This is a genomic window from Nonomuraea fastidiosa, from assembly GCF_042751225.1.
In the GTDB taxonomy this organism is placed as follows: Bacteria; Actinomycetota; Actinomycetes; order Streptosporangiales; family Streptosporangiaceae; genus Nonomuraea; species Nonomuraea fastidiosa.
The window spans coordinates 5,072,478-5,094,521 of the sequence record NZ_CP170570.1 but is presented as its reverse complement, the minus strand read 5'-3'; the positions used below and the strand labels follow the sequence as shown (position 1 = coordinate 5,094,521).

19 protein-coding genes and 1 pseudogene are annotated in these 22,044 nt (G+C 70.7%); 8 read left to right on the top strand and 12 right to left on the bottom strand.

Annotated features, from left to right (window positions below; all coding sequences use genetic code 11):
* Positions 1-18: 18 nt before the first annotated feature.
* Genes ACFMQL_RS23735 through ACFMQL_RS23720 form a run of 4 tightly spaced genes read right to left on the bottom strand, consistent with a single transcriptional unit; the run spans position 19 to position 3,088 of the window.
* Positions 19-774: a hypothetical protein gene (locus tag ACFMQL_RS23735; RefSeq protein ID WP_378787055.1), complete on the bottom strand. Its 756-nt coding sequence runs from the start codon at positions 772-774 to the stop codon at positions 19-21.
* Positions 775-822: 48 nt separating this feature from the next.
* Positions 823-1,635 carry a diaminopimelate epimerase gene (gene dapF, locus ACFMQL_RS23730; RefSeq protein WP_364057176.1) on the bottom strand — a complete coding sequence of 271 codons (813 nt, stop codon included), beginning with the start codon at positions 1,633-1,635 and terminating at the stop codon, positions 823-825.
* Between the two features lie 9 nt (positions 1,636-1,644).
* A complete protein-coding gene (gene miaA, locus ACFMQL_RS23725; protein ID WP_364057179.1) occupies positions 1,645-2,550 on the bottom strand; it encodes a tRNA (adenosine(37)-N6)-dimethylallyltransferase MiaA in 906 nt (301 codons plus the stop codon).
* 13 nt (positions 2,551-2,563) lie between these two features.
* Entirely contained in the window at positions 2,564-3,088 is a 525-nt protein-coding gene (locus tag ACFMQL_RS23720) for a methylated-DNA--[protein]-cysteine S-methyltransferase (protein WP_364057182.1), read from the bottom strand.
* 1 nt (position 3,089) lies between these two features.
* Between ACFMQL_RS23720 and ACFMQL_RS23715 the strand changes: the two genes are divergently transcribed.
* Complete coding sequence (locus ACFMQL_RS23715) at positions 3,090-4,040, top strand: ribonuclease Z (RefSeq protein WP_378787052.1); 951 nt, start codon at positions 3,090-3,092, stop codon at positions 4,038-4,040.
* Here the strand turns inward: ACFMQL_RS23715 and ACFMQL_RS23710 are convergent.
* The 4 genes from ACFMQL_RS23710 to ACFMQL_RS23695 all read right to left on the bottom strand — a co-directional run bounded on the left by ACFMQL_RS23710 (position 4,013) and on the right by ACFMQL_RS23695 (position 6,778).
* On the bottom strand, positions 4,013-4,669 hold the full coding sequence (locus tag ACFMQL_RS23710; protein ID WP_364057188.1) for a hypothetical protein: 657 nt from the start codon (positions 4,667-4,669) through the stop codon (positions 4,013-4,015). The two genes, ACFMQL_RS23715 and ACFMQL_RS23710, sit on opposite strands and share 28 nt — an antisense overlap.
* Before the next feature lie 75 nt (positions 4,670-4,744).
* Positions 4,745-5,485 (bottom strand): isocitrate lyase/phosphoenolpyruvate mutase family protein, encoded by a 741-nt coding sequence (locus ACFMQL_RS23705; protein WP_378787050.1) that lies wholly within the window; start codon positions 5,483-5,485, stop codon positions 4,745-4,747.
* A gap of 300 nt (positions 5,486-5,785) precedes the next feature.
* Positions 5,786-6,373, bottom strand: a complete 588-nt coding sequence (locus ACFMQL_RS23700) for a hypothetical protein (protein WP_364057194.1) — start codon at positions 6,371-6,373, stop codon at positions 5,786-5,788.
* Positions 6,374-6,481: 108 nt separating this feature from the next.
* Positions 6,482-6,778: a hypothetical protein gene (locus tag ACFMQL_RS23695; protein WP_364057197.1), complete on the bottom strand. Its 297-nt coding sequence runs from the start codon at positions 6,776-6,778 to the stop codon at positions 6,482-6,484.
* Between ACFMQL_RS23695 and ACFMQL_RS23690 the strand changes: the two genes are divergently transcribed.
* Complete coding sequence (locus ACFMQL_RS23690; RefSeq protein WP_378787047.1) at positions 6,777-7,229, top strand: hypothetical protein; 453 nt, start codon at positions 6,777-6,779, stop codon at positions 7,227-7,229. The genes ACFMQL_RS23695 and ACFMQL_RS23690 overlap by 2 nt on opposite strands.
* Before the next feature lie 195 nt (positions 7,230-7,424).
* On the opposite strand, the pseudogene miaB reads toward ACFMQL_RS23690, so the two are convergent.
* A pseudogene (miaB, locus tag ACFMQL_RS23685) lies at positions 7,425-8,862 on the bottom strand (tRNA (N6-isopentenyl adenosine(37)-C2)-methylthiotransferase MiaB).
* 194 nt (positions 8,863-9,056) lie between these two features.
* Here miaB and ACFMQL_RS23680 point away from each other — a divergent pair.
* From ACFMQL_RS23680 to ACFMQL_RS23655, 6 genes are all read left to right on the top strand, one after another.
* Positions 9,057-9,812 (top strand): amino acid ABC transporter ATP-binding protein, encoded by a 756-nt coding sequence (locus ACFMQL_RS23680; RefSeq protein ID WP_364057206.1) that lies wholly within the window; start codon positions 9,057-9,059, stop codon positions 9,810-9,812.
* 34 nt (positions 9,813-9,846) lie between these two features.
* Positions 9,847-10,701, top strand: coding sequence for a glutamate ABC transporter substrate-binding protein (locus ACFMQL_RS23675; protein ID WP_364057209.1), 855 nt, complete (start codon positions 9,847-9,849; stop codon positions 10,699-10,701).
* A gap of 57 nt (positions 10,702-10,758) precedes the next feature.
* Positions 10,759-11,427 (top strand): amino acid ABC transporter permease, encoded by a 669-nt coding sequence (locus ACFMQL_RS23670; RefSeq protein ID WP_378787044.1) that lies wholly within the window; start codon positions 10,759-10,761, stop codon positions 11,425-11,427.
* The gene (locus ACFMQL_RS23665; protein ID WP_378787042.1) at positions 11,424-12,341 is read left to right on the top strand and encodes an amino acid ABC transporter permease; all 918 of its coding nucleotides are present in this window, start codon (positions 11,424-11,426) and stop codon (positions 12,339-12,341) included. The genes ACFMQL_RS23670 and ACFMQL_RS23665 overlap by 4 nt, the downstream gene beginning before the upstream one ends.
* A 127-nt stretch (positions 12,342-12,468) precedes the next feature.
* Positions 12,469-13,314: a glutamate ABC transporter substrate-binding protein gene (locus ACFMQL_RS23660; protein WP_364057218.1), complete on the top strand. Its 846-nt coding sequence runs from the start codon at positions 12,469-12,471 to the stop codon at positions 13,312-13,314.
* Positions 13,315-13,742: 428 nt separating this feature from the next.
* On the top strand, positions 13,743-15,560 hold the full coding sequence (locus ACFMQL_RS23655) for a prolyl oligopeptidase family serine peptidase (RefSeq protein WP_364057221.1): 1,818 nt from the start codon (positions 13,743-13,745) through the stop codon (positions 15,558-15,560).
* Positions 15,561-15,661: 101 nt separating this feature from the next.
* On the opposite strand, the gene rny is transcribed toward ACFMQL_RS23655, so the two are convergent.
* The 3 genes from rny to recA all read right to left on the bottom strand — a co-directional run bounded on the left by rny (position 15,662) and on the right by recA (position 21,793).
* A complete protein-coding gene (rny, locus tag ACFMQL_RS23650) occupies positions 15,662-17,278 on the bottom strand; it encodes a ribonuclease Y (RefSeq protein ID WP_364057224.1) in 1,617 nt (538 codons plus the stop codon).
* Positions 17,279-18,285: 1,007 nt separating this feature from the next.
* Positions 18,286-18,828 (bottom strand): recombination regulator RecX, encoded by a 543-nt coding sequence (gene recX, locus ACFMQL_RS23645; protein WP_378787039.1) that lies wholly within the window; start codon positions 18,826-18,828, stop codon positions 18,286-18,288.
* A 1,876-nt stretch (positions 18,829-20,704) separates the two neighbouring features.
* On the bottom strand, positions 20,705-21,793 hold the full coding sequence (gene recA, locus ACFMQL_RS23640) for a recombinase RecA (RefSeq protein ID WP_364057230.1): 1,089 nt from the start codon (positions 21,791-21,793) through the stop codon (positions 20,705-20,707).
* Positions 21,794-22,044: the final 251 nt, after the last annotated feature.

Below are 22,044 nucleotides of genomic sequence, written 5' to 3'. Positions count from 1 at the left end.
GGCAGTCAGTCTGCCAGGTCAACGAGCGTGCCCAAAACGCAGAAGCTCGATCAGCTCGTCCGATTCGCCGTCGCTCATGACCGAGAACACCTCCGCCATGAGATCGTCGGTGGCCTCTTCCACGGCCGCGCGCTTGGCGACGACCTCGGGACCGGGCTTTTCATACGGTTCCGGCCACTGGAAGAACCGCGCCAGGTCCTCCCCGCTCCGCCGCCCGAAGGGGGTGGCGTCGTGGTCGGCGGCCAGCGTCGCCTCCAGGGGGTGCAGCCCTGCCGCGAGCACCGCGTTGGCGTGCAGGCCGCCGCGCAGCTCGCGTACCAGATGCATGAGCTGGACGGCCCTGGCGGGCGGGTCGTCGGGCAGCGGCACCGCCCGCCAGCCGGCGAACAGCGGCGCGCCGACGGGCGACGCCTGCTCGACGACGGGCTCCAGCAGCTCCGCGATCCTCGCGCAGCCGTCGTAATCGCCCAGCTTGCGCCGCGCCCACTGGTGGCAGGCGGCGGCGTACAGCTCGACGGCGCGGTCCGTGGCGAGCTTGCGCCCGCCGTTCCAGCTCTCCTCGACGTGCTCGGGCGGGAAGAAGACCGCGACCGACGTGACGACGTCGGCCGCGCACTCGCCGAGCACGCCGCAGCGGCCGCGGAAGTAGAACTCGCGACCGCCGAGGCCGTACTCGTCGCAGACGGCCTTGACCTCGCGCGAGATCATCCATCCGCCGCCGAGCTGCCCGATCGGCCCCTTGACCTGGGCCGCCGTGGTACGTGGGTGCGCCATGTCCACCTCTCAGTCCGGAATGTGGACTCAGCATCCCCTACCAGAACATCATTCTGCAATAGTGAGTTCGCCCTGGGCGATGATCACCGCAGGGCCGGACAGGTAGCTGGTCTCCTCGTCCAGGATCACCGTCAGCGTGCCGCCCAGCACCTCGATCGTCCACGTGCCCGTGGTCTCGCCGCTCAGGGCCGCCGCCGCGACCGCCGTGGCCACCGCGCCCGTGCCGCAGGCCCGCGTCTCGCCGGAGCCGCGCTCGTAGACGCGCATGACCGCCCGGCTCGTGCCCACGGGGTTGAACAGCTCGATGTTGACCCCCGCGGGGAAGACGCCGGTGTCGAAGCCGGGCTGGCGGTCGAGGTCGAGCTGGGCGACCGGGTCGCCGATCGCGCAGGCCAGGTGCGGGTTGCCCATATCGACGTGGAGCCCGGTGTACTCCTGGCCGCACACCGTCGCCACGCTCTCGCCGTGGACGACGGGCTTGCCCATGTCGACCGTGATGTCGCCGTTCGGCTCGACGCGCACCCTGCGTACGCCGCCCCTCGTCGCCACGGCGAACTCCGTGCCGTGCGCGAGCCCGGCCTCCAGCAGGTAGCGGGCGAACACCCGCACGCCGTTGCCGCACATCTCGGCCGTGCTGCCGTCGGCGTTGCGATAGTCCATGAACCACTCGGCCTGGGCCGCCTGATCGGCCACCTCCGGGCTCTGCTTCGTGGGCGCCACGCGGAGCACGCCGTCGGCTCCGATGCCGGCTCTCCTGTCGCAGATCTTCGCGACCAGCGAAGCCGACAGATCGACCTCACCGCCGGGATCAGGCAGGATGACGAAATCGTTCTCGGTGCCGTGCCCCTTGAGAAAGCGCATCTTAGGAGTTTATTCGTACGGGTGTCCGCCTATGAGCGCGAGGGAGCGCTCCAGAAGATCGGGGGCGTCGTACGGCAGCCAGTGCACCCGCGGATCCCGGCGGAACCACGACTCCTGCCGGCGGGCGAAGCGCCTGGTCAGCCTGATCGTCTCGGCCTTCGCCTGCTCCTCGCTCCACTCCCCCTCCAGGAAGCGGATGACCTGGGCGTACCCCAGGGCCCTGCTCGCCGTGCGCCCCTCGGCCAGGCCCTGCCCGAGCAGCGTGCGCACCTCGTCGACCAGCCCGGCCTCCCACATGCGCTCGACCCTGCGCTCGATCCGCTCGTCGAGCACCGGCCGCGGCACCTCGATGCCGATCTGAACGCTCGGGTAGACCGCGTCGTACGACGGCATGGTGGCCGAGAACGGGCGGCCGGACAGCTCGATCACCTCCAGGGCCCGCACGATGCGGCGGCCGTTGCTGGGCAGGATCGCGGCGGCCGCGGCCGGGTCGAGCTCGCGCAGCCGCTCGTACAGCGGCGCGGAGCCACGCTCGGCCAGCTCGGCCTCCAGCCTGGCCCTGATCTCCGGCTCGGTGCCGGGGAACTCCAAGTCGTCGATGGCCGCCCGCACGTACAGGCCGCTGCCGCCGACCAGCACGGGCACCTCGACGGCGTCGAAGACGGCCCTGGCCAGCTTCTGGTACTCGGCGACGCTGGCGGTGACCGTGACGTCCCAGATGTCCAGCAGGTGGTGGGGCACGCCGCGGCGCTCTTGCGGGGTGAGCTTGGCCGTGCCGATGTCCATGCCGCGATAGAGCTGCATGGAGTCGGCGTTGACGCACTCACCGCCCAGCCTGAGGGCGATGTCGACGGCGAGATCGGACTTTCCTGCCGCCGTGGGGCCCACGACGGCGATCACTGGCTGCTGGCGCACACCGACAAGTCTGCTAGAGATCCAGCAGGGTCGGCTGCAGGTAGCCCTCGTGGGTCAGCAGCCACCGCTTGGTCTCGACACCTTCGCCGCCGCTGAAACCGCCCAGCCCGTTGCCCGCGGCCACCACCCGGTGGCAGGGGATGAAGATCGGGATCGGGTTGGAGCCCATGATCGAGCCGATGCCCCTGGCGGGCACGCTGGAGCCCGCGAGCCTGGCCAGCTCGCCGTAGGTGACGGCGGTGCCGTACGGGACCTTGTGCAGCGCTTGGAGCACCCGCAGCCGCGCGCCCGCCATCAGCCGCCAGTCGATCGGCGTCGCGAACGTCTTCAGCTCGCCCGCGAAATAAGCCTTCAGCTCCGCGACGGCGGAGGCCGTACGATCCGCATCATGGACTTCCGCCAGATCGAGCCGGCCCGCCAGCCGGGCTCGGGTCCCCCAGCCCGACGCCACCAGACCGGTCTCGGTCATGGCCAGGGAGAACACGCCCACCGGCGTGGGCAGCTCGGCGATGGCGACCGTCTCCTCGCTAGGGGTCATCGTGTCCTCACGTGAGCTCGTGGTGCTGGGGACGTCGAGCGCGGTCCCCACCCGCCACCGTAACCACAACGGCTACCTGCTGCGCTGGGACGGCCAGGGCTTCCTGTTCGACCCGGGCGAGGGCACGCAGCGCCAGATGACGTACGCGGGCGTGAGCGCCAACGACGTGCACTGGATCTGCGTGACGCACTTCCACGGCGACCACTGCCTCGGCGTGCCGGGGATCGTACAGCGGATCGCCCGGGACAAGGTACGCCATCGCGTACGCGCCGTCTTCCCCGCCTCCGGCGGGACGTACTGGGACAGGCTCCGCCACGCCACCGCCTTCGCCGACACCGACGTCATCTCCGAGCACCCCGTCTCCGGCGAGGTGGCCGAGGTCGCGCCGATCGTCGCGCGCCGCCTGTCACATCCCGTCGAGTCGTACGGCTACCGCGTCCAGGAGCCGCCGGGCCGCCGCATGCTCCCCGAGAAGCTGGCCGCCCACGGCATCCGCGGCCCCGAGGTGGGCGAGCTGCAGCGCAACGGGTCGGTGCGCGGCGTCACGCTCGCCGAGTGCAGCGTGCCCAAGCCGGGCCAGAGCGTGGCGTTCGTGATGGACACCCGGCTCTGTGACGCCGTCTTCGAGCTGGCCTCCGGGGCCGACCTGCTGGTGATCGAGTCGACGTTCCTGTCGCCTGAGGCGTCCCTGGCCAAGGAGTACGGGCACCTGACGGCGGAGCAGGCCGGTCAGGTGGCGGCCCAGTCCGGTGTGCGGCGGCTGGTGCTCACTCACTTCTCGGAGCGGTACGGCTTCGACGACGAGCCCGCCTTCACCGAGGAGGTGCGCAGGCACTTCGACGGCGAGGTGGTGCTGGCCAGGGATTTGATGAGGATCCCGGTCCCCAAGCGCCGCCACGCCCCTTCGCTCCATCGGCCGCGCTCTCAAGACACCCAGCAGCCGGCGAAATAGCCGACCCCGTAGGGGGCGGTGGCCGTGAGCAGGCGGCCTTTGTACGTCTTCCCGCCCGCCGCTCCCGCCAGCACCTGAAGGGCGGACCTGCCGCTCACCCACAGCCGGTCGGCCTCGTCAGGGCCGATGGCGGCCAGCGGCGCCGGGTCGCCCGCGGCGATGGCGCCCGCGATCAGGTCGTTGAGCGGCTCGGCCGCCTCGTCGTACCGGCCGGGCGCGCGCGGGCCCAGGCACGCCGAGCCGTCCGCCATGACCAGCAGCGCCACCCTGCCGGGGCCGTCCGCCAGCTCCTCGCCCAGCGCGGCGCACTCCTCAGGGGAGGTGTCGAACGCCACGGAGCGCAGGGCGTCCGGCGTCCGGTCGCCGAGCAGCAGCCGGCCGACGGTCAGCGACAGCGGCAGCACCGGCTCGCCGCCGCCCGGCGTCTCCATGTCGATGCCCCAGGGGCGCAGGGTGCCCGCGGCGTCACCGTCGTACGCGGCCGTGGTCTCGGCGCCGCCCACCACGATCAGCGTCTCCGGACGGGCCTCCGCCAGGCTCGCGATCGCGTCATGGCAGGCGGAGCGAAGGCCGGGCAGCGCGAGCACGACCAGCGGGGTTGGCGGGCAGACGGCCGCGGCGACAAGCACGCCGCCAGCGTACTCAGCCCCGGTCCGCCCGCCTCCACCCGGACCGGCTCACCGAAGGGCCGCGGCGCCTCCCGCTCAGAGCGGGCTGCGGCCTTCGGCCACGGCGGCGAGCAGCCCCTTCGTGTACGCCTGGGCCGCCCGGTGCAGCCCGCTGCCGAAGCTGACCCTGGCCACGCCCAGCTCCGCCAGCCGCGCGGGCGGCGGGGTTCCGGGCTCGCACAGGACGTTGACCGGCCCGCCCAGCTCGCTCACCAGCGCCCGGATCTCGTCCTCGCCGGCCGCGCCGATCGGGTACACGCAGTCGGCCCCCGCCTCCAGGTAGCGCCGCCCCCGCCGTACGGCCTCCTCCAGGGAGGGCCGCTCGGAGAGGTAGACGTCCACCCTGGCGTTGATCACCAGCCCTGGGCCCGCCGCGGCGCGCACCTCGGCGAGGAACTCCGCCTGCTCGCCGGGATCGACCGGCTCGCCGGTGTCCGGCCGCGAGTCCTCCAGGTTGCAGCCGACGGCTCCGGCGGCGAGCAGCCGTTCGGCCAGCTCGGCGGGCTTGAGCCCGTAGCCGCGTTCGACGTCGGCCGTCACGGGCACGTCCACGGCCGCGGCCACCCGGGCGATCGCCGCCAGCATCTCCGCCACCGGCGTACGCTCGCCGTCCTCGTACCCGAGCGTGCGGGCCACGGCCGCGCTGCTGGTGGCCACCGCCGGGAACCCCGCCTCGCGCACGGCCCGCGCGGAGGCGGCGTCCCAGGCGTTGGGCAGCAGCAGCGGGCGTCCGGGTACGTGCAGGGCGCGCAACTCGGATGCCTTGTCAGTCGTCATGCGCCGACCCTAGGCACCCGGACGCCCCGCGCCGAAGGTCCAGTACGCCCCAGAACCGTCGAGCCACTTGGCTCAGCGAACCGGCGGCTTCGCGCTGCCGTCGGCGCGAAGCCGCTCAGCGCCTCTCAGCCGCCTTGTGGACCGATCCGGGCAAATGGGGCTAGGCAGCCCGCCGACCGGGCGTAGGGAGCGAGCACAGCCGCTCCCAGCCGCCTTCTGGCCGCACACCACCACCGGCCACCGCACCCGCCGGGCCGAGCGGGGCCGCTCCCGCCGGCGGGCTGGGGTGGGCTCGGTGCGTCAGCAGCCGCTCTTCGAGCACTGCCCGGGGACGAGGCCGGCGGGGCCGTCGGCCGGGGAGTCGGACTGCCCGCCGTCGCCGGCGGACTGCGGTGCCTTGGTGGGGGACGAAGCGGGCTTCTTGCCGTCGCTCGCCTTGTTGCCCGACTCGCCGCGGGAGGTGGCGACGTTCTCGGATCCGCTCCTGTCGCCGGACGGGTCGCCGCCGACGCCGGGGTCGGCCACGTCGCCCACGCCGTCGTCGGCCGGGGCGTCGGCGGCCCGGTCCTTGGCGCCGTCACCGGCCGCCTCGTCGGCGTTGACGTCACCCATGGTCGCCTCGTCGTCGCCCTGGAGGTCGTCGGCGGCGCTCTGGGACGTCTGCGGCCGGGCGCCGTTCTGCGGGGCGACCTCACCGTTGGCGTTGGCCAGCAGATAACCGGCGCCACCGGCGGCGATCAACGCGACGAGCGCAGAGGCGGCGAGGATCGTCGCCTTCTTGTGGTTCTTCGTCGATCGGTTTCTGCGCGGCCTATTCAACTCATCGCGCCGGGCGTCTCCGGGCCCGGACAGGATCTCCTGACGATCCGCCTGGTTCGGATCTTGCATGACGTTACAGCTCCCTGCGGTCGTATCGGGGAAAGCTCACCGGCTTCCGCGGGTGATGGACCACACTAGCCGCAACAGCCGAATGCTCGCACAACAATCACAAAGGAATCACGACTTGTCCCCCCAAAGATCCATTTTCCCAGGTAGCCGCGCCCAGCTCGCGCCCATGGCCGGAGCCTTCGGGGTACTCGTCACCGCCATGCTGGGAATTTTCCTGGCATTCACCGACTCGCCGGAGCCATCATCGCAAACTCGGCATGGATTGGATCGGGAAACCCCGCTTTCCACAAGATCAAAATCATCTGATTCGCCACTCTCGGCGTCGATCAGAACACAAACCGCCACATCAACTCCGACACCCGCTAATGGAGCGATCCATTCATCGCAGCATCCGGCGTCGATCATGTTCGGTCCGCTGTCGCCGCCCTGGATCGAGGCCGTCCCGCCGTGGGACCCCGCCGCCGACCTCCTCCCGGCTTGGGACGCCCCTGCGGGTACGGCGACTCCCGGCGTCCCCTCGGCCGGCCCGCTGGCCTCCCCCGTCCCTCCGCCGTACGACAAGAGCCTCCCCCTCCCGGGAACGGCACGGCCGCTCGCGCCGCCCCACAAGGACGTGGAGCGCCCGCAGGGCTCACCTGCCCCGCAGGCGCCGCCACGGCCGCCCGCGCGCCCCGCTCACGAGCCCGCCCGGCCGCCCGTCGAACCCCGGGCCATCGCCCCGGTCAGGCCGTCGTCCGGCCCGCCCGCCCAGGTGACCCGGCCCGCGCCGCGCCCCGGCATGCCCGACCCGTGTGCAACGTTCCACGACTTCCGCCGCGGCCCCTGCTACGACGTGCTGAACCGCCTCACCCGCTGAAGGGCACGCGAAAGGGCGGCACCGTCGAACCGGTGCCGCCCTCTACGGAGAAACGTGCGGCCCGTGCGGCCGCCCTCGCGCGGGCCGATCGCTGATGGCCGAGGGCCGCTCCCACGCGGCCATCGTGCCACCGCCCTCACGCGGGCCGATCAGCCGCGGCCGAGCGTTCGGCCGACGGGCCCCGGTGAGCGCACGTCAGTGGGCCGAGCAGCCGCCCGTCGCGGCGGGCAGCGGCGCCGGGCGACCGATGGTCGGCATGCCGAGCATCACCCCGGAGGTGCTGGGGCCGCCGCCCTGGCGGGCCTCCCAGGCGTCACCCGCGCGGGTGCGCCGGACCCCGAGCACGGGCCTGTCGGCGACCAGGTGGTGCGGCGCCGCGTACGTCACCTTGACCGTCACCATGTCGCCGGGCCGCGGCGTCTCGTCGCCCACGGCGAAGTGCACGAGCCGGTTGTCCGGCGCGCGCCCCGACAGCCGGCGGGTGGCCTCGTCCTTGCGCCCCTCACCCTCGGCGACCAGCACTTCGAGCGTGCGCCCGACCTGCTTCTTGTTCTCCTCCCAGGAGATCTCCTCCTGCAGGGCGACCAGCCGCTCGTAGCGCTCCTGCACGACCTCCTTGGGCACCTGGTCGGGCATGGTGGCGGCGGGGGTGCCGGGCCGGATGGAGTACTGGAAGGTGAAGGCGTTGGCGAAGCGGCTCTGGCGTACGACGTCGAGGGTGGCCTGGAAGTCCTCCTCGGTCTCGCCGGGGAAGCCGACGATGATGTCGGTCGAGATGGCCGCGTCGGGCATGGCGGCGCGTACCCGCTCGATGATGCCGAGGTAGCGCTCGGCGCGGTAGGAGCGCCGCATGGCCCGCAGGATGCGGTCGGAGCCCGACTGCAGCGGCATATGGAGCTGGTGCATGACGTTGGGCGTCTCGGCCATGGCGGCGATGACGTCGTCGGTGAAGGCCGCCGGGTGGGGCGAGGTGAAGCGCACCCGTTCGAGGCCCTCGATGTCGCCGCAGGCGCGCAGCAGCTTGCCGAAGGCGAGCCGGTCACCGAACTCCACGCCGTAGGTGTTGACGTTCTGGCCGAGCAGCGTGACCTCGAGCACGCCCTGGTCGACCAGCGCCTGCACCTCGGCGAGCACGTCGCCGGGCCGGCGGTCCTTCTCCTTGCCGCGCAGCGACGGCACGATGCAGAACGTGCAGGTGTTGTTGCAGCCGACGGAGATCGACACCCAGGCGGCGTAGGGGGACTCGCGCTTGGTGGGCAGCGTCGAGGGGAAGACCTCGAGCGACTCCTTCAGCTCGACCTGCGACTCGCCCTCGATGCGGGCCCGCTCCAGCAGCACCGGCAGCGAGCCGATGTTGTGGGTGCCGAACACGACGTCGACCCACGGCGCCCGGCGGATGATCTCGCCTTGGTCCTTCTGCGCCAGGCAGCCGCCGACCGCGATCTGCATGCGGGGGTTACCGGCCTTGGCCGGGCGGAGGTGGCCGAGGTTGCCGTAGAGGCGGTTGTCGGCGTTCTCCCGCACGGCGCATGTGTTGAACACGACCACATCGGCCGTCTCACCGTCGGGGACGGGCACGTCAGCCGGCCTCCTCCAGCAGGCCGGACAGCCGCTCGGAGTCGTGGACGTTCATCTGGCACCCGTATGTGCGCACTTCGTAGGTGCGGGCGCCCTCCTGGGTCACAGTCATGGCAGGTTCAAGAGTAGTCGCAGTCGGGCTTGACAAGGCCCGTACGGTTCTAAAAGGCCAGCTTGACGGCTTGATGTGATCGGATCGGTACCGCTCGGTTAGTGCACAGCGTTCTAATGCCCTCTACGTTTTACTCCATGACGGAGAACGGCGACGCCACTCCACTGGTCCAGTTGGAGAACGTCAACAAGCACTTCGGGTCGTTGCACGTCCTGAAGAACATCAACTTGACCGTCTCTCGTGGCGAGGTTCTGGTCGTCATCGGCCCTTCGGGCGGCGGCAAGTCGACGTTGTGCCGCACGATGAACCGGTTGGAGACGATCAGCGACGGAAAGATCATTTTTGACGGCCAGGAGCTGCCGCAGGAGGGCAAGGCGCTCGCCAAGCTGCGTTCCGAAGTCGGCATGGTCTTTCAGTCGTTCAACTTGTTCGCGCACAAGACCATCAGAGAGAACGTCACTCTCGGGCCGATCAAGGTGCGCGGAGTCGCCAAGGACGCCGCGGACAAGCGCGCGATGGAGCTTCTCGAACGCGTGGGCATCGCCGCTCAGGCGGACAAATATCCGGCCCAGCTTTCCGGTGGCCAGCAGCAGCGGGTCGCCATCGCCAGGGCGCTGGCCATGGACCCGAAGATGATCCTGTTCGACGAGCCGACCTCCGCGCTGGACCCGGAGATGGTCCAGGAGGTGCTCGATGTCATGATCGGGCTGGCGCGTGACGGGATGACCATGGTGGTCGTCACGCACGAGATGGGATTCGCCCGCAGGGCCGCGAACCGGGTCGTGTTCATGGCCGACGGGCAGATCGTGGAGCAGAACACTCCCGACGAGTTCTTCACCAACCCGCAGACTGACCGGGCGCGTGACTTCCTTTCGAAGATTCTCACGCACTGACTATCAAGGCAGGGAACACATGCACATGCGTCGAATGGGAGCAGTGCTCGCGGCGGCGGCCATGGTCGCCGGCCTCGCGGCCTGCGGCGGCGACAGCGGCGGCGGTGGCGACTACGCCACCGTGGCCGACAAGATCGCCGGTGGCGCCACCATCGTGGTCGGCACCAAGTGGGACCAGCCGAGCCTGGGCCTGAAGACGGGCGCCGAGCCTGAGGGCTTCGACGTCGACGTCGCCAAGGCCGTGCTGAAGGAGGTGGCCGGCGGCAAGGACGTGAAGATCGAGTGGAAGGAGTCGGCCTCCTCCAACCGTGAGCCGTTCCTCCAGAACGGCACGGTCGACATCATCTTCGCCACGTACTCCATCACCGAGGAGCGCAAGGGCAAGGTGACCTTCGGCGGCCCGTACGTCATCGCGCACCAGGACGTCATGGTCCGCAAGGACGACACCTCGATCAACAGCCCGCAGGACCTCAAGGGCAAGAAGATCTGCAAGGCGGCGGGCTCCAACTCCTACAAGCGCATCACCGACCCGCCACCGGACGGCGAGCTCGACATCGACGCCACCACCGTCGACGCCGCCAACTACTCCGAGTGCGTGCAGAAGCTGCAGGGCTCCAACCTCGACGCGGTCACCACCGACGACCTGATCCTGGCGGGCTTCGCCAAGCAGGCCGGCGGCAACTTCAAGGTGCTCGGTCAGGGCTTCACGGATGAGAAGTACGGCGTCGGCCTGAAGAAGGGCGACACCAAGACCTGTGAGGCCGTGAACACGGCGATCAAGAAGCTGTGGGACGACGGCACCATGAAGCAGCTGCTGGACAAGTGGTTCGGCGGTATCCAGGGCCTCAACCTCTCGACGGAGGCGCCGCCGGCCGAGGGCTGCGCCTGATCTCACCAAGAGCGGCGGCCGGTGCTCCGGCCGCCGCTATCTATGCGGTGGAGCACAATGGACGAACTCATCAAGTACGGCCCCGACCTCGCGCTCGGATTCCTGGAGAACATCAAGCTCTCCCTCGTGGCCGGGGTCGCCTCCATGATCCTCGGCACGGTCCTGGTGGCGATGCGGGTCTCACCCATCCCCGTACTGCGAGCGGCCGGGACGATCTATGTCAACGTGGTGCGCAACACCCCGCTGACGCTGGTCCTGGCCTTCTCGGCGTTGGGCCTGAGCGACAAGCTCGGCCTGGTGTTCTCCGAGACGCCGACGACCAACTCGTTCTGGATCGTGTCGATGGGCCTGTCGGTCTACACCGCGGCCTTCGTCTGCGAGGCGCTGCGCGCTGGCGTGAACACGGTGCCGCTGGGGCAGGCCGAGGCGGCCAGGGCGATCGGGCTGACGTTCATGCAGTCGCTGCGGCTGATCATCCTGCCCCAGGCGTTCCGCTCGGTCATCGCGCCGCTCGGCAGCGTGATCATCGCCATGATCAAGAACACCACGGTCGCGACGGCCGGTGGCTACCTCCTCGACTCCGCGGCGGTCATGAAGATCACCTTTGACCAGACCGGCGCGTCCATCCCGATCTTCCTCGGCATCGTCGTGGCGTTCATGGCGCTGACGATGCCGATCGGCTTCTTCACCGGGTGGCTGGCCCGGCGACTGGCGGTGGCCCGATGAGCACCTCCGTACTTTTCGACGCTCCCGGGCCGCGCGGCCGGCTGCGCAACCACGGCCTCACCGTTATCAGCGTCGTCGCGGTGCTCGCCGTCCTGTACGGCGTCTACCGAGGCTTCGACGCCAAGGACCAGTTCGACGGCAAGATCTGGGCGCCGTTCCTGGAGTGGAACACCTGGCAGGTCTACATCATCCCGGGCCTGATCGGCACGCTGCGCGCGGCGGCCGTGGCGGCAGTGCTGGCGCTGGCGTTCGGCGCGATCTTCGGCCTGGCCAGGCTCTCCGACCACGCCTGGATCCGCATCCCGGCCGGCGTCGTGGTCGAGGTCTTCCGGGCGATCCCGCTGCTGCTGCTGATCTTCTTCATCTTCTACCTGGCGCCCCAGCTGTTCGGCGGCGGCGACTACGCGTTCATCTCCGTCGTGCTCGGCCTCATGCTCTACAACGGCTCGGTGCTCGCCGAGGTGGTCAGGGCGGGCGTGCACGCGGTGCCCAAGGGGCAGTCGGAGGCGGCGTACGCGATCGGCATGCGCAAGAACCAGGTGATGCGGCTGGTGCTGCTGCCGCAGGCCGTCACGGCGATGATGCCGGCGATCGTCAGCCAGCTCGTGGTGCTGCTGAAGGACACCGCGCTCGGTTACATCATCGCCTACGTCGACCTGCTCAACACCGGCTTCAAGATCCTGCCGGCCGCGCTCTTCGGCACGCTGATCCCGGCGGCGATCGTCATCGGCATCATCTATGTCGCCCTGAACCTGTCGCTGAGCTACCTGGCCACCTGGCTGGAGCGGCGCAGCCGGCGCAGCCGCAAGACGGCGGCGGCCCCCGTCGCCGCGCCCGGCGCCGCCGAGGTGGGCGTGGCCGCGGGCCAGGGCACCGAGGGCGGTGGCATGGCCCCCGACCGTCCTGTGGAGTGAGACAGAGGCCCTACCTTGAGCCCCCGGCGAGCGCCTCGCCGGGGGCTCCGGCTTTTCCGGCGTTCCAAAGATGGTCAAGAAACTGCTATGCGCCGTCTGTTCGCTTTTGGGCGGGTTACCGTATTCCATGCGCGTGGTGGTGCTCGCGGCGGCGGCCGTGACGGTCGGCCTGACCGCCTGTAGCAGCGGAGGCCCGGACCTCACCGTCCTCGACAAGATCAAGCACACCCGGAAGGTCGTCGTCGGCACCAAGTGGGACCAGCCCGGCGTCGCCCTGCGCACCGGCGACGGCGAACCGCAGGGTTTCGACGTGGACGTCGCCCGCTACCTCGTCCGTCATCTCGCCGGCGGCGCCAAGGTCGACATCACCTGGCGGGAGTCGCCGTCGTCGACCCGCGAGGCGCTGCTGCAGAACGGCAGCGTGGACATGATCGTGGCATCGTACTCGATCATCGAGTCGCGCAAGCCCAAAGTGACGTTCGCCGGGCCGTACGTGATCGTCAATCAGGACACCATGGTCCGCGCCGCCGATCCCCGGATCCAGAGCGTCCGCGACCTGCGCGGCAGGCGGATCTGCCTGGCCGAGGGCTCCAACTCGTACCGGCGGATCGTGGACCCGCCGCCCGACGGCAAACTGGACCTGCCCGCCGAGCTCGTGCCCGCGGCCAACTACTCCATGTGCGTGCGCAAGCTCCAGGACAACCTGCTGGACGCCGTCAGCACGGAGAACCTCATCCTGGCCGGCTACGCGGCGCGCTCCCCCGGCCGGTTCCGGCTGCTCAACCAGCCGATCAGCGACGAGCCGTGGGCGGTGGGCCTGAAGGAGGGCGACATCAAGACCTGCCAGGCCGTCAACCGCGCCATCGCCGCCATGTGGCGGGACGGCACGACGACCCGGCTGCTGCGCAAGTGGTTCGGCCGTACCAACCTCGCGCTCCCGTCCGCCCTCCCCCGCTCCGCCTCCTGCCCCTGACCCCGCGCACCCGCCGAGACCTCCACCTCGACGCCGGTCGCACCCGGGGCCTTCGCACGCCCCGACCCGCGCACCCGCCGAGGCACACCACCGCCCCACCCGCGCTCCCTACGACGGCACCTCCACCCCGAAACCTCACTCCTTGCCCACGCCCCCGCCGGGACCTCGCCACGCACGGCCCCCACCCGCGCTCCCCCCACTTACGCACCCACCGAAAACTCCACCCCGGAACCTCGCTCCCTGCCCACGCCCCCGCCGGGACCTCGCCGCCCACAACCCCACCCCACCGGCGGTCCCTTCCGGGGAGGGCGGGACGGCATCCAGGGGGTGGGTGATCTCGGCTTCACGGGGTGGGTGATCTCGTGGAACGTGCGCTGAACTGTGAGGACCGGCCCGCACTCCCGGCGATCTTCCGGCAGGATGCGGGTATGCCTTTCTGGCCCTCCCCCATTTCGACCAGAGACGTGGCCGCCGCCGGCGTACGTCCCGGCTGGCCCACGGCCCGCGACGGCCGGGTGTGGTGGACCGAGGACCGCCCTGACGAGGGTGGGCGCACCGCGATCGTGCGCCGCGACCCCGACGGCACCCGCCGTGACCTGCTGCCCGCCCCGTGGTGCGCGCGCACCCGGGTCCACGAGTACGGCGGCCGCCCCTACGCGGTCACCCCTGCGGGCGAGGTGGTGTTCGCCAACCTCAAGGATCAGCGCCTCTACGTTCTGGGCGAAAACGGCGAACCGAAACCCCTCACGGAGGAGGGATCCCGCTACGCCGACCTGGTGGTGCGCGACGGCCAGGTGTGGTGCGTACGCGAGAGCCACGGCGAGGACGGCAAGATCACCCGGGCCGTCGTCTCCATCCCGCTCGACGGCGGCGAGATCCGCGATCGGGCCACCGGCTGCGACTTCTACGCCTCCCCCGCGCTGTCCCCCGACGGGCGGCACCTCGCCTATGTCTGCTGGGACCACCCGCGCATGCCGTGGAACGGCACCGAGCTGCGCGTCACCCGCCTGGCGGACGGCGAGACCTGGACGGTTCGCGGCGGCCCCGACGAGTCCGTGCTGTCGCCGAGCTGGAAGGACGACTCGCGGCTCTACCTCGTCTCCGATGCCTCCGGCTGGTGGAACCTCTACGAGATCGGCCTGCGCGGCGAGGACGCACGGGCGCTGTGGCCGGCCGAGGAGGAGTTCACGCTGCCGCCGTGGCGGCTGGGCGGCATGCCGTACGCGGCGCTCGACGACGGCCGCCTCGCCGTCCTGCACGGGCGCGGCGACCTGCGGCTCGGCCTGCTCGACCCGGAGCGGGGCACGCTCACCGACCTGGAGACGCCCTGCACCGGCTGGGACGCGGCGCTGGCCGCCGACGGCACCACGGTGACCGGCATCGGGCACGCCGCCACGACGCCCCGCTCGGTCGTCACCGTCGACACCGCCACGGGCGGCCACCGGCGTCTCACCGGCGAGACCGCCGCCCTGCCCGACCCCTCCTACCTGCCGCTGCCCCAGGCCGTACGGGTGGGAGGCGACGTCCACGCCTATCTCTACCCGCCGCACCCCGAGGCCGCCGACGACCGCCCGCCCCCTTACGTGATCTTCGTGCACGGCGGTCCGACCGCCCACGCCGACACCGGGCTCGACCTGGAGAAGGCGTTCCTGACCTCGCGCGGCATCGGCGTGCTCGACGTCAACTACGGCGGCTCCACCGGCTACGGCAGGGCCTACCGCGACCGGCTCAAGGGCCAGTGGGGGCTGGTCGACGTCGCCGACACCGTCGCCGCCGCCGAATGGCTGGCCGCCGAGGGCCTCGCCGACCCCGCCAGAATCGCCGTGCGCGGCGGCAGCGCGGGCGGCTGGACCGTGATGGCGGCCTGCTGCAGGTCCGACGTGTTCGCGGGTGGAGTGTCGTACTTCGGGGTGAGCGCGCTCGGCCCGCTCATCGCCCACACCCACGACTTCGAGTCACGCTACGTCGAGTGGCTGGTGGGGCCGGAGGACCCCGAGGTGTACGCGAGCCGCGAACCCCTCGCCCTCGTCGACGGCGTCACCTGCCCCATGCTGCTCCTCCAGGGCCTCGACGACCCCGTGGTGCCGCCCCAGCAGTCCACGGCGTTCGCCGACGCGCTGTCCGAACGTGGCGTGCCGTGCACGTACCTCGCGTTCGAAGGCGAGTCGCACGGCTTCCGCCGTATGGAGACCCGCGTCGCCGCCCTGGCTGCCGAACTCGCGTTCTACCAGCAACTCTTCGCCTGACGCGCCCTGGCTCGGCAGGGCAGGACAGGGCAGGGCCGGGCCGGGGCGGCCTGGGGCTCAGGCGAGGGCGCGCGAATCCGGCGCAGGCCCAGGAATGAGGTCTAGCGGGCGAACTCGGTCGCCCGCGACTCCCTCACCACGGTGATGCGGATCTGCCCCGGGTACGTGAGCTCCTCCTCCACCTGCTTGGCCACGTCCCTGGCGATCACCTGGGCCTGGATGTCGTCGATGGCGTCGGGCTTGACCATCACCCGGATCTCCCGCCCGGCCTGCATGGCGAACACCTTCTCCACGCCCTCGTACGACTGCGCGATCTCCTCCAGGCGCTCAAGCCGCTTGACGTACGCCTCCAGCGACTCCCGCCTGGCGCCGGGGCGGCTGCCGCTGATCGCGTCGGCGGCCTGCGTGAGCACCGCCTCGACCGTACGGACCTCGACCTCGTTGTGGTGCGCCTCGATGGCGTGCACCACCTCCTCGTCCTCGCCGTAGCGGCGGGCGATCTCGGCTCCGATCAGCGCATGGCTGCCCTCGACCTCGTGGGTGAGCGCCTTGCCGATGTCGTGCAGCAGCGCGCAGCGCTTCACCAGCGCCTGGTCCAGCTTCAGCTCGGCCGCCATGATGCCGGCGATGTGGGCCGACTCGATGAGGTGCTTGAGCACGTTCTGACCGTAGGAGGTGCGGTAGCGCAACTGCCCGAGCAGCAGCGTCAGCTCCGGGTGCATGTCGGTGATGCCCAGCTCGACCAGGGCGTCCTCGCCGGCCCGCGCGCACAGGTCCTGCACCTCCTGGCGGCTGCGGTCGTGGGCCTCCTCGATGCGCTGCGGGTGGATGCGCCCGTCGAGCACCAGCTTCTCCAGCGTCAGCCGGGCGGTCTCCCGGCGTACCGGGTCGAAACACGACAGCAGCACCGCTTCCGGGGTGTCGTCGATGATCAGATTGACCCCGGTCGTGGACTCGAACGCGCGGATGTTACGGCCCTCGCGCCCGATGATGCGGCCCTTCATCTCGTCGCCGGGAAGGTGCAGCACGCTGACGACCGACTCGGCCGTCTGCTCCGCCGCCAGCCGCTGAACGGCCAGCGTGATGATCTTCGTGGCGCGCTTCTCGCCCTCTTTGCGCGCCTGCCCCTCGATCTCCCTGACGATGAGCGCCGCCTCACGCTTGGCCTGGTTCTCGATCTCTTTGACCAGCTCGGCCTTGGCCTGCTCGCTCGTCAGCCCGGCCACCCGCTCGAGGATGCGGCGGCGTTCCTCCTCGACCTGCAGCAGCTCCTCGCGGCGGTCGGCCAGCTCGATCTCCGTCTCGGCCAGCTTCCTGTCCCGCTCGGCCTGCCGCCTGGCCTCCTCGTCCAGCCGCTGCTCCCGCTCGGCCAGGCGGGCCTCGCGGCGTTCGAGGTCGGCGCGCAGCTCCTTGAGCTCGGACTTGAGTATCCGGCTCTCCTCCTCGACCTCCCGCCGCATCTGCGCGGCGCTCTCGGCCGCCGCCTCCGACCTGCGCAGGATCTCCTCGGCGTCGCTCTCCGCCTTGCTGCGAATCTCCCTTGCCTGCTCGCGTGCCTGCTCCAGCTCCTGCTGCACGGCCTCCATCTGCGCGGGGTCAGGCTCAGCGGCGCGCGGCACAACGGCCGATGTGCGCCGTACGACGACGAGGAGCGCCCCCACCATGCCGAACGCGAGCACGAGCACCGCCACCATCAGCACCACGACCAGCGGCCCCATGTGCGCCCCGCCCTCCTCGCGTCGTCAGGAACTCATAACGCGGCCACAAAACAGGAGGGGTCACAGGCGCGCCGCGGATCGCCAGGTCGGCACCATCGCCACGATCGAGGCCAAGACACGGCCGACCGGGCGCCGACCCCCGCGGCCGACACCTCGCCTGCCTCGATCAACCCTGCTCGTTCGTCCGTCGTTCACCGGTATGGCAATCCGCGCTGCGCGGAGTAACTCCTCACTGCCGTCGAGGTTATGCGTCGAACAGGTCACGAGCAAGCAAACGCGGCATCAAGCGTGTCTTACGAGCCCCGCCCGCACACCCCACCCCCGACGCCTCACAGAGCCACCACACCAAGCCCCGCGAGCCACGCCGAAGGCCACGCACGCGAACCTAGAACCCGGCACACCACGAAAACCCGAACCGTGCACCCCACCCCCACCCGCGCCTTTCAACCACCCAACGCCCAAAACACCGTCAATCTGTGAAGACCGCACACGCGAGGCCCGTAACCGCACCTGCAAAGCCGGAACTCAACGGTCCCAGCACCTCACACCGCCTGAGAATCAGGCCCCTCAACCCCGACCGCATAAGACCGGAAGCCCGGAATCCACGGTGAGACTTCGTAACCCCGCCTGGCCAAGACGGAGCCACGTGAGTCGGCGACGAGGCACGATACGACCACAGAGCCGCCCGAATCGACGATAAGACGCGACACCACCGCCAAACCGCTCAACCCGACAGCAAGACGCAACACCACCGCTGATCCACCCGAATCAACGGCAAGACGCTACGCAACCACCGAACCGCTCAAACCGACGACAAGACGCAACACCACCGCCAAACCGCCCGAACCGACGACAAGACGCAACACCACCGCCAAACCGCCCGAACCGACAGCAAGAGGCAGCACAACCGCCGACGCGCCCGAACCGACAGCAAGACACGACGCGACCACGCACTCCGATGCACGACTACGTGCTCCGGTGGCCCCTAAGCGTCGCGGCCGGCCTGCTTACGACGGGAACTCTTCGTCCATCTCGATGCCCTCCTGTTCGAGGGCTTCGCGGATGACGCGGTAGGCGAGGCCTGAGGGGTAGCCCTTGCGGGCCAGCATGCCGGCCAGGCGGCGGGTGCGCTTCTGCGGGTCGAGCGAGCGGGTGGAGGCGAGCTTGCGTTCGACGAGCCGCCGGGCGGTCTCCACCTCCTGCTCGGGGTCGAGACGCTCTACGGCCTCGCTGACCGTCTCGCTGTCCACGCCCCGCTGTCGCAGCTCGGCCGCCAGCGCGCGCTTGGCCAGCCCACGGCCGTGGTGACGCGAGTCGACCCACGCCGCCGCGAACGCCTCGTCGTTGATCAGCCCCAACTCGGAGAAGCGGCTGAGCACCGCCTCCGCGGCCTCCTCCGGCACGTCCCGTTTGCGCAGGGCGTCCGCGAGCTGGGCACGGGTCTTGGGGGCGATGGTGAGCAGCCGCAGGCAGATGGCCCGCGCCACTGCCTCCGGATCCGCGTGCGGCCCGGTGCCTGCCGGGCTGTCGTCGTCCGGCCCGTCAGGCAACCATCCCCGACGCCGCCCTCGGCGCCGCTCCCCTAGCCGGCCCCACCGTCAGCGTCGGACCCCTTAGGCGACCATCCCCGACGCTGCCCTGAGCCAACCTGACCGTCGTCGTCGGCCCCCTCAGGCGACCACCCCCTACGCCGACCTTGGCGCCGGAAACCTGGGCCGGCCCCACTGTCATCATCGGACCCATCAGGCGACCAGCCTCGGTCCTGGGTGCCGCTTCCGCGGGACTTCCTCCCGTAGCGACCGCCCTTCCGTCCGCGCCGCACGGCCCCCTCGCGGAACGACCCGTCTCCCTCGCCGAACGGCCCGGCATCCTCCTCGAAGGCCCCTGCGCCGCCACCGAACACCCCGGTTTCCTGCACGGAGGCCCCTGCGCCATCACCGAACGACCCTGTGTCTCGCCCGAAAGGCCCTGCGTCCCCACCGAACGGCCCGGTGCCCTCTCCGGAGACCTCTGCGCCCCCACCAAACAGCCCGGTGCCCTGCCTGGAAGCCCCTGCGCCCCCACCAAACGACCCGGTGTCCTGCCTGGAGGACTCTGAGCCCTCACCGAACAGCCCGCTCTCCGCGCTGAACGAGCCACGCTCCCCACTCGAAGAAGCACGCCCGTCACCGAACGAGCCCCGCTCCTCACCTGAGGAACGACGCCCGCCACCTGACGAGTCACGCTTCCCGCGTGAAGAGCCACGCCCTTCGCCGGGCCAGTCAGGCTCGCCGCCGAGCTGAGCACGCCCGCCACCGCCTGGCTCGTGCTCCCCATGCAAGGGACCGATTGTCCCCGCGAGCGAATCGCGCTCCTCGTCCCCGGAACCGGCTGCTCCACCGACCGAGTGGTGCGCCCCGTCCGAAGAGTCACGTCCTTCGTCGGGCCGGCCGGACTCGCCGCCGAAGGGGGCGGGCTCGGCGTCGATCCGCCCGGGGTCGGTGGGCGGGCGGCTGCGGCCCTTGCGGGATCGGCCGCCTGCCGGGGGCTCTGCGGACGGCGTACCGAATCGGCTGGAACGGTCGCCGGACGCACTGCCGGAACCACCGCCGCGGCGTGCTCGGCCTCGCCGTCGCGAGTCGCCCTCGTCAGGGACGGGAGCGAACCAGCTCGGACCGGCGAGCACCTCCGAGTGCCATTCATCCGCCGGGCGGCGCTGCTGTGAACGCTCTGGACGGACCTCGTCGCCGTCCTGAGCCGTTGTGAAGTTCGGTCCTTCGCTGTGCTGGAAGAACGGGTGTGGGGCCTTGGAGGGCGGCTCTGGCGGAATGCCGGCGGTGTGAGAGCCTCGCCGATCCGCGTCTCGGGAGTCCCGCCAGTCCCCGCCTAGGGAAGCTCGCCAGTCCTCGCCATAAAGGCCCGGCTGACCGTCACCTCGGGCGCCCCGCCGGTCGTCACCTCGGGCGCCCCGCCAGTCCTCGTCTGCACTGCTCTCAGGCACATCCGCAGGCGGTTCGGCCTCCGCACGACGCCTGGTGCCGTCAGCCGACGGCTGTGGGACGGCCTGCACGGAGAGGGCCTGCGCAAACTCGGCCTGCACGGACTCGGCTTGCACGAACTCGGGCTGCGCGGAGTCGGCCGTTGCGGAGGTGTCCTTCTTGCGGCTCCCTGTGGCCGGGTTCGGAGCGTCTCCCGTGAGGACCCTCGCCGCTGGGCTTTCGGGAGGGTTCTCTGCCGGGTTCGCCGGTGGTGCTGGTTCCTTCTCTGCTGATGGGGTTTCGTGGGCGCGTTGGCGGGCGCGCTGTTCGCGCCATTCGGCTACCGACGGCCAGCCGTCCGTGGCTGAGCGGGCCAGGTCACGGCGGCGGGAGGAGGGGTCGGGCCAGGCGCCCCGATCCGGTGTACGGGGCACCTGTGGCCGGTCGGTGTTGCTCATGCGGCCGACGCTCAGACGTCACCCGGCTTGGGAGTGGACTTGGAGCCGCGGCCCGAGGAGGCGGCGGCCGGAGCCGGAGCAGCGGTCTCGGCGGGAGCGTCGAGGCGCGGGCCCACACCCAGCTTGTCCTTGATCTTCTTCTCGATCTCGTTGGCCATGTCGGGGTGGTTGCGCAGGAAGTTGCGAGCGTTCTCCTTGCCCTGGCCGAGCTGCTCGCCCTCGTACGTGTACCAGGCGCCGGACTTGCGGACGAAGCCGTGCTCCACACCCATGTCGATGAGGCCGCCCTCGCGGGAGATGCCCACGCCGTAGAGGATGTCGAAGTCGGCGACCCGGAAGGGCGGGGCCATCTTGTTCTTGACAATCTTGACCCGGGTGCGGTTGCCGACCGCCTCCGTGCCGTCCTTGAGGGTCTCGATGCGCCGGATGTCCATGCGGACCGAGGCGTAGAACTTCAGCGCCTTACCACCGGTCGTGGTCTCGGGGCTGCCGAACATGACGCCGATCTTCTCGCGGAGCTGGTTGATGAAGATGGCGGTGGTGCCGGTGCTGCTGAGCGCGCCGGCGATCTTGCGCAGCGCCTGCGACATCAGGCGGGCCTGGAGACCGACGTGGCTGTCGCCCATCTCGCCCTCGATCTCGGCCTTGGGCACCAGGGCGGCCACGGAGTCGACGACGATGATGTCGACCGCGCCGGACCTGATCAGCATGTCGGCGATCTCGAGCGCCTGCTCACCCGTGTCGGGCTGGGACACCAGCAGGGCGTCGGTGTCGACCCCGAGCTTCTTGGCGTATTCGGGGTCGAGCGCGTGCTCGGCGTCGATGAACGCGGCGATGCCCCCGGCGCGCTGGGCGTTGGCCACCGCGTGCAGGGCGATCGTGGTCTTACCCGACGACTCGGGGCCGTAGATCTCCACGATGCGCCCGCGCGGCAGACCGCCGATGCCGAGGGCGACGTCCAGGGAGATGGACCCAGTGGGGATCACCTCGATGGGAGCTCGGGCGTCGTCGCCCAGCCTCATGACAGAGCCCTTGCCGAACTGCCGCTCGATCTGAGCGAGGGCGGTCTCGAGGGCCTTCTCGCGGTCGTTGATAGCCATGGGAACTCCCCCTGGAGGGTCGTGGTCCGATCAGTCGAGTGAAAGCTACGGCCTGCCACCGACATTTTCGACGCAGTCGGGGAAGACGTGGCCCGGCTTCGTCCATCGTAGCCGAACGGCTGTTCGATCACAGCAGGAACACGCAGGAACACGCAGGTGACCTCTCCCCTGGTGGTTTCACTCCCGACCCCTGGCCCCTGGTCTGTTTCCCTCCCGACCCCTGGCCCTGGCCTGTTTCCCGGCCCCTGGCC